General features: G+C 71.1%; 10 protein-coding genes. 5 read left to right on the forward strand and 5 right to left on the reverse strand.

Features of this window, described 5'->3' with window-relative positions; genetic code table 11:
- The 4 genes from ABT048_RS40815 to ABT048_RS40830 form a co-directional block, all read right to left on the reverse strand.
- Positions 1-1,070: hypothetical protein (locus ABT048_RS40815; protein ID WP_350526717.1), on the reverse strand; the 1,070-nt coding region annotated here is incomplete at its 3' end.
- A gap of 46 nt (positions 1,071-1,116) precedes the next feature.
- Entirely contained in the window at positions 1,117-2,028 is a 912-nt protein-coding gene (locus ABT048_RS40820; protein WP_350526718.1) for a hypothetical protein, read from the reverse strand.
- A gap of 140 nt (positions 2,029-2,168) precedes the next feature.
- On the reverse strand, positions 2,169-2,438 hold the full coding sequence (locus ABT048_RS40825; RefSeq protein ID WP_350526719.1) for a hypothetical protein: 270 nt from the start codon (positions 2,436-2,438) through the stop codon (positions 2,169-2,171).
- Positions 2,439-2,443: 5 nt separating this feature from the next.
- Positions 2,444-2,587: a hypothetical protein gene (locus ABT048_RS40830; protein WP_350526720.1), complete on the reverse strand. Its 144-nt coding sequence runs from the start codon at positions 2,585-2,587 to the stop codon at positions 2,444-2,446.
- A 242-nt stretch (positions 2,588-2,829) separates the two neighbouring features.
- On the opposite strand from ABT048_RS40830, the gene ABT048_RS40835 reads away from it, so the two are divergent.
- Positions 2,830-3,816 carry a LuxR C-terminal-related transcriptional regulator gene (locus tag ABT048_RS40835; RefSeq protein ID WP_350526721.1) on the forward strand — a complete coding sequence of 329 codons (987 nt, stop codon included), beginning with the start codon at positions 2,830-2,832 and terminating at the stop codon, positions 3,814-3,816.
- 807 nt (positions 3,817-4,623) lie between these two features.
- Entirely contained in the window at positions 4,624-4,854 is a 231-nt protein-coding gene (locus ABT048_RS40840) for a DUF6545 domain-containing protein (RefSeq protein WP_350526722.1), read from the forward strand.
- Between the two features lie 7 nt (positions 4,855-4,861).
- Here the strand turns inward: ABT048_RS40840 and ABT048_RS40845 are convergent, their stop codons facing one another.
- Complete coding sequence (locus ABT048_RS40845; RefSeq protein ID WP_350526723.1) at positions 4,862-5,848, reverse strand: LuxR C-terminal-related transcriptional regulator; 987 nt, start codon at positions 5,846-5,848, stop codon at positions 4,862-4,864.
- Between the two features lie 234 nt (positions 5,849-6,082).
- On the opposite strand from ABT048_RS40845, the gene ABT048_RS40850 reads away from it, so the two are divergent.
- The 3 genes from ABT048_RS40850 to ABT048_RS40860 all read left to right on the forward strand — a co-directional run.
- Entirely contained in the window at positions 6,083-6,241 is a 159-nt protein-coding gene (locus ABT048_RS40850; protein WP_350526724.1) for a hypothetical protein, read from the forward strand.
- A 5-nt stretch (positions 6,242-6,246) separates the two neighbouring features.
- The gene (locus ABT048_RS40855; protein WP_350526725.1) at positions 6,247-6,516 is read left to right on the forward strand and encodes a hypothetical protein; all 270 of its coding nucleotides are present in this window, start codon (positions 6,247-6,249) and stop codon (positions 6,514-6,516) included.
- A 653-nt stretch (positions 6,517-7,169) separates the two neighbouring features.
- Positions 7,170-8,105: transglycosylase family protein (locus ABT048_RS40860; RefSeq protein ID WP_350526726.1), on the forward strand; the 936-nt coding region annotated here is incomplete at its 3' end.

The raw sequence follows: 8,105 nt of genomic DNA on the forward strand, positions 1-8,105 counted from the left end.
ACGACGGTGGTGGGGTCGCCGGCGGCGTAGGCGCCGAAGTCGACCCATCCCGGGCCTTGGGGGTCGACGGACCAGAGGTGGTTGGCGGTGTCGCGGATGTAGGTGACGAGGTGGCCGGTGGCCGGGTCGACGACGGTGTTGGGGACCGCGTTGGGTGCCATGACCGTGCCGGAGAGGGTGGCGTCGAACTTGATCCAGCCGGGGCCCTTGGGGTCGACGGACCAGAGGCGGTTGTCGGGTCCGTTGACGTAGGTGATGAGGTGGTTGGTGGTCGGGTCGACGACGGTGGTGGGGTCGCCGGCGGCGTAGGCGCCGAAGTCGACCCATCCCGGGCCCTGGGGGTCGACGGACCACAGGTGGTTGTTGGAGTCCCGCACATACGTGACCAGGTGACCGGTGGCCGGATCCACCGCCGTGCTCGGCCGCCCGGTCGGCCCCTTCGGCTGCGGAGCAGGCGTCGACGCATCGTCGACGATGTTCCTGTAGCGGTACGCGGTGTAGCTGCTCATCGGGTGCGACGACAGGTAGGAAGCGTTCAGGTCGCCGTCCGTGTTGAAGTTGGTCGGCCTGGAGCGGCTGCTCTCCTGGTAGTAGTTGAAGGTCCCGGCGTTCCTGTCGCGCCAGCCCGCGAAGAGGACCACGTGGTCGCTGCTGTTGAGGATGTCTCCCGGCTGAAGGTCGGACCTGTTGATGGCCGTGGAGTACGAAGGGAGTCCGCCGGTGGTCGGGCTCTCCTTCAGTTCCCAGGCCATGGAGACGAATCCGGAGCAGTCCTGGCGGTAGCGACCGCCGGTCTGCGAGTCGGACCACCAGCTGTACGGCGCGGTGAGCCCGTTGACGCTGTAGGGGACGCGCTGGTCCACCCAGGCCTGGGCGCGGACCAGCGCCTGGCTGCGAGTGACCTGGCCGCCCGGATTCGCGTTGTTGCCCAGCGAGCCCGTCGAGGACGCGGCCATGGAGGTGGACAGGACGCTGTCGGCGTGTGCGGGCGCCGAGGCCAGCACCGTGGAGGCGGCACAGGCGGCGACGATCGCGCCGATCGTGCGCGCGGACGACTTCCTGAGGGACATGAGGACTCTTCCTTCGGTTCGGTGAGGTCGGACGTCGAAGCTCGGATCAGTGCTGGGCCCCGAGCGCGGCGAGAGCTGCGAGTACCGACGGGTCGGTGCCGGTGTCGTGGGCCGGGGCGGGACGCTCCTTCAGTTCGTCGAACTGGAAGAGCGTCAGGACACCGCCCTGCTGGAGGGCGTAGAAGTGGTTGGTCTGCTGCTCCGGGGCCGACATGCCGCCGACCCCGGTCCACTGCCGGGACCAGGACGTGCCATTGGCCGTCGAGGCGGTACGGATCACGGTCGCGTCCTGGGGCGCGGCCTGGCGGGCCTGGAGTTGCCGGGAGGATTCCTGGCAGGCATCCATGTCGGCGAGGAGGTGCTGGTAGGCGGTGTGGGCGGCCTCAGGGGTGGGGAACGAGAACAGCTGCTGCCCGGCGGGGTTCCGGGCCGTGCTGAGGTAGCCCTGCTGCTGCCAGGTGACGGCGCCGGAGATGCCTGCGCACTCGTTGAGGGTGATCCTGCGGCTGTGCACGTCCTGGCTGCTCAGCGGCCCGTCGGGCTTCCACCCGAACTTCGGGGCGATGGGCAGTTGTGCCAGTCCGGCCGGCTGGACGGCTGCGGTGAGGGCGGTGCCGGCCGGTGCTGACGGTGCGGTGTCCGGCGCCTTCGGGACGGCCGGCGTTCCGGTGGTCGGCGTGGCGGAGGCCGGAGCGAGGGGCGTGGGCGATCCGGTGGGCCCGGTCGCGTCGGCGGGGGCCGTCGGCGGCAGCACCGGTGTGGAGGCCGTATCAACTCCCGCTGTGGGCTGCGGCGTTGCTGTGAGGGGTGGCAGGGTGCCGGGCGTGCTCGCTCCGGACGCGACGGCTGCGGGTGCGTCGGTCCCGGCCGTCGCGCAGCCGGTCACCACAGCCGCGGCGCAGAGGGCGAGGACCGCCGAGGCAGCGGTGAAGGTCGAACGGTGGGTACGGCCGGGCATGGGATCTCCCCGTGGGATGAGAAGGGCAGGAAGGATGGGCGAAGGGCCGTGTGGCGAATCGAATCGCCTAGCAAGGCAGGGTGAGGCAGCCGAGGACGGCGGGCGCCGTATGGGGCGTGAGGGATCGGCGGCGGCCGGGGTCAGCCACGGTTGATGGCGAAGCCGTGCGAGGAGAGCTGTCCGCGCACCCGGTCGAGCAGTGTCTGAACCTGGGTCACTGCGGCCGTCTCGGAGGCGGACCGGACGAAGAAGTAGAGCTTCAGCCCTTGTTCGACGTGCTTGGTGGTGAGGTGCTCAAGGCCCTCGGCGGGCCTGGCGTGGGCCCAGATGACGTCCTCGACGACAGGGCCCGACGGCCCCGTCGGAGGGGATCCGCTCGATGGTGTCAGGAGGACCGTGATGACCCGCATGCGGGTCAGTTCCACCCGATGACCTGCGAGGAAATGGCTGTGTCGGTCCGAGAGCCCGCACTGGTCGCAGCGGACGCGGTCTGCGCGGCGGCGGGCTGCATCAGGGCGGCGAGGCCGGTGGTCGCGATCGAGGCAGCGGTGTGGAACATGGTGATCCCCCGAGACATCGGACGGTGTTGGGGACGGTGTGGCCCTGGGCGGCGCCAGGGCCGGGGAGTTGTCCTCCCCGTCGTCCCGGCGATCACCATCTTGGGGGCCCGGGCCGTTCGCGGGGAACGGTTCCGAGCTGTCACCAATAGGCCGGGCCGCTTGGTGACACGATGACAGTGATGGCGATTATGATCGACATGCAGGACTTGCGGACGACGACGCTGGAGCTGGGGGATGAGCAGTGCTCAAGGCGTTCGGACTGGATACCCGCACGGAGGCCGTCTACCGGGGGATGCTGGACGGAACCTCCGGCGGCGTCGCCGAACTCGCGATACGGGTTGGGACTACCGAGTCAGAAGTGAGGGAGGCGCTTGACCGGCTGGTGGAGCTCGGCCTGCTGACCCCGTCCCGGGAAGTCGCCGGCGGGCTCCGCGCCGTCAGCCTGGAGGCGGGACTGGCGAACCTGTTGCGCCGGCAGGAAGAGGAGATCGCCAGGCGTCACCACGCCCTCGCGGTCGGCAAGGCGGCCGCGGCACGCGCCCTCGCCGAGTACGCGACCCTGCGCCCCGACACCGAACAGGACAGTAACGAACGCCTCGTCGGTCTGGACGCCATCCAGGCCCGTCTGGAGGTCCTCACCCAGGGCCTCCGGGAGGAATGCCTGTCGATCATTCCGGGGGGCGCCCAGTCCGAGGCGAGTCTGGAGGCCTCCCGTCCGCTGGACGAGCAGGCCTTGAACCGGCAGGTGCGGATGCGCGCCGTCTATCAGGACAGCGTCCGTAACGACCCCGCGACGGTCGCGTACGCCCAGTGGACCACCGAGCGTGGCGGCGAGGTTCGCACCAGCTCCGTCCTCCCGGCCCGCCTCCTCGTCTTCGACCGGAGCACAGCCATCGTCCCGATCGACCCGGACAACTCCCGCCTGGGCGCGGTCTGTACCACCTCGCCGGGCATCGTGGCCGCTCTCATCGCCCTGTTCGAGCAGACCTGGGAAGCGGCCGTCCCGCTCGGCACCACCCGCGGTCAGGCGCCGGAGGACGGGGTCAGCCCGGGGGAACAGGAACTGCTGAGACTGCTGGCCTCCGGGATGACGGACGAGGCTGCCAGCAAGCGCCTCGGTGTGTCGATGCGGACGGTCCGACGACAGATGGCGACCCTGATGGAACGCCTGCAGGCGACCAGCCGCTTCGAGGCAGGACTCAAGGCAGCCTGGCGCGGCTGGCTCTGAATCGGCCCACCCCTGCCGGCCGAAACCGGGCTCCGATCGTTCGGTGAGCGACCACCTCAAACGCCCGAGTCCCCGTGCCCTGCCGCGCCGCGGTCTTCGCCCTGTCCGGCGCCCGCTCGTCCCGGCCGGCCGCGCCGCCGTTCTCGGGCCGTAGGCCCTCAGTGCCGTTGTATTGCTGTCAGTCACGGCGAAGGCCGGCAGGGACGGTGGCTGCTCACTGACGTGCGGGCTGGTGGTTGTTCAGCTGTCCGGGTCGCAGACGGCGACGAGGTCTTGCCGGACAACGAAGCCCGGAACACCCCTGAGCCTGCCCACCGACGCCATCGCCGACCGGCTCCAGGAACTCGCCTCCGCCACCCGTTGACCCACTGACCTGCCCCGCCCGCCCATGCGGGCGGGCCCCACCGAACGGAGAAGCCCGTGAACACCGCCTACGACCCTGCCGCCCTCGCCCCGGCCACCTCCGCCACCGGATACCTCCTCAGCATCACCACGCTGGCGCTCACCGCCCCCAACCCCACCTGCCGAAGCCCGAACCCTCCTTGCCCTGGTGCTCAACCGCCGATTCTGACCCGTTGGTGTCGCGCGGCCCACCCGCGGCACGGCTCGCACCAGGTGGGCGGCTGGTCAGCTGTCCGCGGGTATCAGCAGGTCCGGAGTGAGGTCTGCCCGCCGAGGTAGGTGCGTGAGGGGCGCACCTCCGCGCTTCGTCTCAGCCAGCCCAGCCCTCGGCATTCGAGTACGACTCGAAGGAGTAGCGCGTGTCTCGGCCCCACTCCTCACCGGTGATACGTGGACGGGGATCCGGTGCGTGTCGAGGCCCGCTGGCTGCGTGTCGCGCTGAGGAACCGGACCGGCGGCCTGCCCGCCCCGGTGGCGCCGCAGATCCCGGCCGACACCGGTGGCCGGACGCCTCGCGAGGAGGTCGCCCGGGCGCTCGCCGTCGCCGCTGCCTACCGGAGCATCGACGCGGACCCGGCGGACGACCGGCCCCGGCAGCACCCGAGCGCCGGGGGAGAGCCGGCCGCGGTGGGGTGAGGCCCTGTCACAGCCAGCCTCGGTGGGCGGCCTTCAGCCCGGCCTCGAACCTGCTGGTCGCCTGGAGACGCTCCATCAGCGCCGCCATCTGGCGGCGCACGGTGCGCATGGAGACGCCCAGGCGCTTGCCGGCGGCTTCGTCGGTCATGCCGGAGGCCAGCAGCCTCAGTAGCTCCCGCTCACCCTCGCTGATGCCGTCCTGGGGTGCGTGGCCTCGACTCGCGCCCAGGGGGACGGCCGAGTCCCAGGTCTGCTCGAACAGGGCGACGAGCGTGGCCACGATCCCGGTGGAGGTGGTGCACAGGGCGCCCAGCCGGGAGCTGTCCGGGTCGATCGGGACGAGGGCCGTGGTCCGGTCGAAGATCAGGACACGGGCGGGCAGGACCGGGCTGGTACGGACCTCTCCGCCGCGCTCGGTGGTCCACTGCGCGTAGGCGAGCGTGGCGGGGTCGTTGCGGACGCTCTCCTGGTAGACGGCGCGCATCCGCACACCCCGGCTCAGCGCCAGCTCGTCCAGCGGGCGCGACGCCTCCAGGCTCGCCTCGGACTGGGCTCCGCCCGGGATGATGGACAGGCACTCCGAGCTGAGCCCCCGGGTGAGGATCTCCAGGCGGGCCTGTATCGCGTCGAGGCCCAGAAGACGCTCGTTGCCGTCCCTCTCGGTGTCGGGGCGCAGCGAGGAGTACGCGGCGATGGCCCGTGCCGCGGCTGCCTTCCCGGCCGCCAGTTCGTGCTGGCGCCGGGCCAGCTCCTCCTCCTGGCGGTGCAGCAGATGCGCCAGCCCTACTTCCGGACTGACGGCGCGCAGGCCCCCGACGGACTCCCGCGACGGGGTCAGCAGGCCCAGGTCGACGAGCCGGTCGAGTGCCTCTCGTACCTGCGACTGCGCCGCTCCCACCCGTGTGGCGAGCTCGGCGACGCCGCCGCAGGCCCCGTCGAGCATCTCCCGGTAGACGCCTTCCGTATGTCTGTCCAGCCCCAAGACATCCAGCACTGCCTGGCTCCCCCACTCGCGCTCTACGCCGGCGAACACGCCACGATGACGATCATAATCGCCACATGTGAGCTGGTGTCACCATCCGGCCCGTCCCATTGGTGACACCCCGAACCTGTTCCCCCGGGCCCGCCCGGCCAGCAGGATGGTGATCACCGGGGCAGACGGGAGCACAGCTCCCCAGACCGCGGGACGACACGGGCCGTACCGGCCCGACCACCTGAGGGGACAACCATGCTCCGCATCGCTTTGACCATCGCCGCCGCCGCCGTCGCCGCCGCTCTCCCGCTCGCCGCCGCTCTCCCGCTCGCCGCCGCGCCGACCGCCTCCGCCGCGACCGCGGCCGGCACGGCCCCGCTCACGACGTCCGCCCAGGTCATCGGTTGGGACTAGCCATCATGCTGGTCGTCCTTGCCCACCTGGGCACCATGACCGCCTCCACCCCGCCGGACTCGGCCGGCCCGCTCGTCGAAGACCTGATCTGGGCCCACGCCAGACCGTCCGAAGGTATCGAACACCTCACCGTCCGTCCCGCTGCACACGGCCTGGACCTCTACTTCTTCATCCGGTCCGACCCCGGCCGAACCGCGCAGGACCGGGTGAAAGCCCTACTGGAGCGGCTCCACAGGTCGTTCTCCCACCACGGCTTCGCGTTGGACCACCACTGATCCTCGCGGCGAGCCCTGCTGCCCTGTCGCCGCCCGCGAAACGATCGTAGTCGCCGGAGCCGGAGCCGGAGCCGGAGCCGGAGCCGGAGCCGGAGCCGGAGCCGGAGCCGGATCCGGGGAGCCGGGGAGCCGGGAAGCCGGCTCGGAAGTCGGATCCGCCGGTCCGGCACAGCCCGACCGCAACCGTGCCATGCCGACGCCGGCAACCACACCTTCCTGTGACACCTGACCCGCCGACAGACCTGATTGCGCGTCCGACACTCCAGGCTCTTCCACCGGTCGGCCGTCCGGCCTGCGCCCACCCGACCGCCAGGGGTTCCCGGCATGCCAATTCCACCCTCCGAACCCGTCACGAGGACCCCTCTGTCATGCCTCCTTCCCGCAACCCGAGAGCCGTCCGCGTCGCCCCGGCCGGTGCCGCCGCTCCGGCAGCCGCCACCACCGCGCTGTCATCGGCTCCGCCCACGGAAGCGCAGTCTCCACCCTCATCCCCGGCCGCCGGCGCCGCCCACACCCGGACACAAACGAGAGGAAGCCAACCAGGCATGTCCACCCGCCGACAGTCCCGTCGCACCGCCCGCGCCACCACTGCCCTCGCCATCGGAACAGCCCTCCTTGCGGCTCTTCCCCACAGCCTCGCTCACGCGGCCTCCGTGAGCACCTGGGACAAGGTCGCCCAGTGCGAAAGCGGCGGCAACTGGTCGATCAACACCGGCAACAGCTTGTACGGCGGCCTGCAGATCACCATGCAGAACTGGCGGTACTACGGCGGCACCGCCTACGCCGCCCGCCCCGACCTCGCCACCAAGCAGCAGCAGATCCTGACAGCCGAGAAGATCCTCGCCGACCAAGGCGCCGGCGCCTGGAGCTGCGCACCCGGCACAGGCCTCAGCACCGACCACGCCGACCCGTACCCCTCGACGCCATCGACCTTCGCCGGCGGTGGGCTCTCGGCCGCGGCGACCGGAAACACCGTTCGCCTGCAGCTGATCGGCTCGAACGGCTCGCAGTACACCAACGACGGCAACTACACGACCGGCACCTGGTCGGCCTGGACCCGCATGGACAACGCCACCCTCCAATCCATCAGCGCCGTGGCCATCGGCAACGTCAACCACGTCTTCGCCGTCGCCGCGGACGGTGGCGTCTACACCCGCGACGCCGACTACAACACCGGCACCTGGTCCAGCTGGATCCCCGTCCCCGGCGGAGCCGGCGGCGCCAAGGCCGTCACCGCCGCCGCCACCGGCAACACCGTGCATCTGGGGATCATCGGCTCCGACGGCTCCCTGTGGAGCAACGACGGCAACTACACGACCGGCACCTGGTCGGCCTGGACCAAGGTGGACAGCTCGAATCTGAAGTCCATCAGCGCCGTGGCCATCGGCAACGTCAACCACGTCTTCGCCGTGGCCGCGGACGGTGGCGTCTACACCCGCGACGCCGACTACGACACGGGCACCTGGTCCAGCTGGATCCCCGTCCCCGGCGGGGCCGGCGGCGCCAAGGCCGTCACCGCCGCCGCCACCGGCAACACCGTGCATCTGGGGATCATCGGCTCCGACGGCTCCCTGTGGAGCAACGACGGC

The sequence above is a fragment of the Kitasatospora sp. NPDC096140 genome (assembly GCF_040303045.1).
Classification (GTDB): Bacteria; Actinomycetota; Actinomycetes; order Streptomycetales; family Streptomycetaceae; genus Kitasatospora.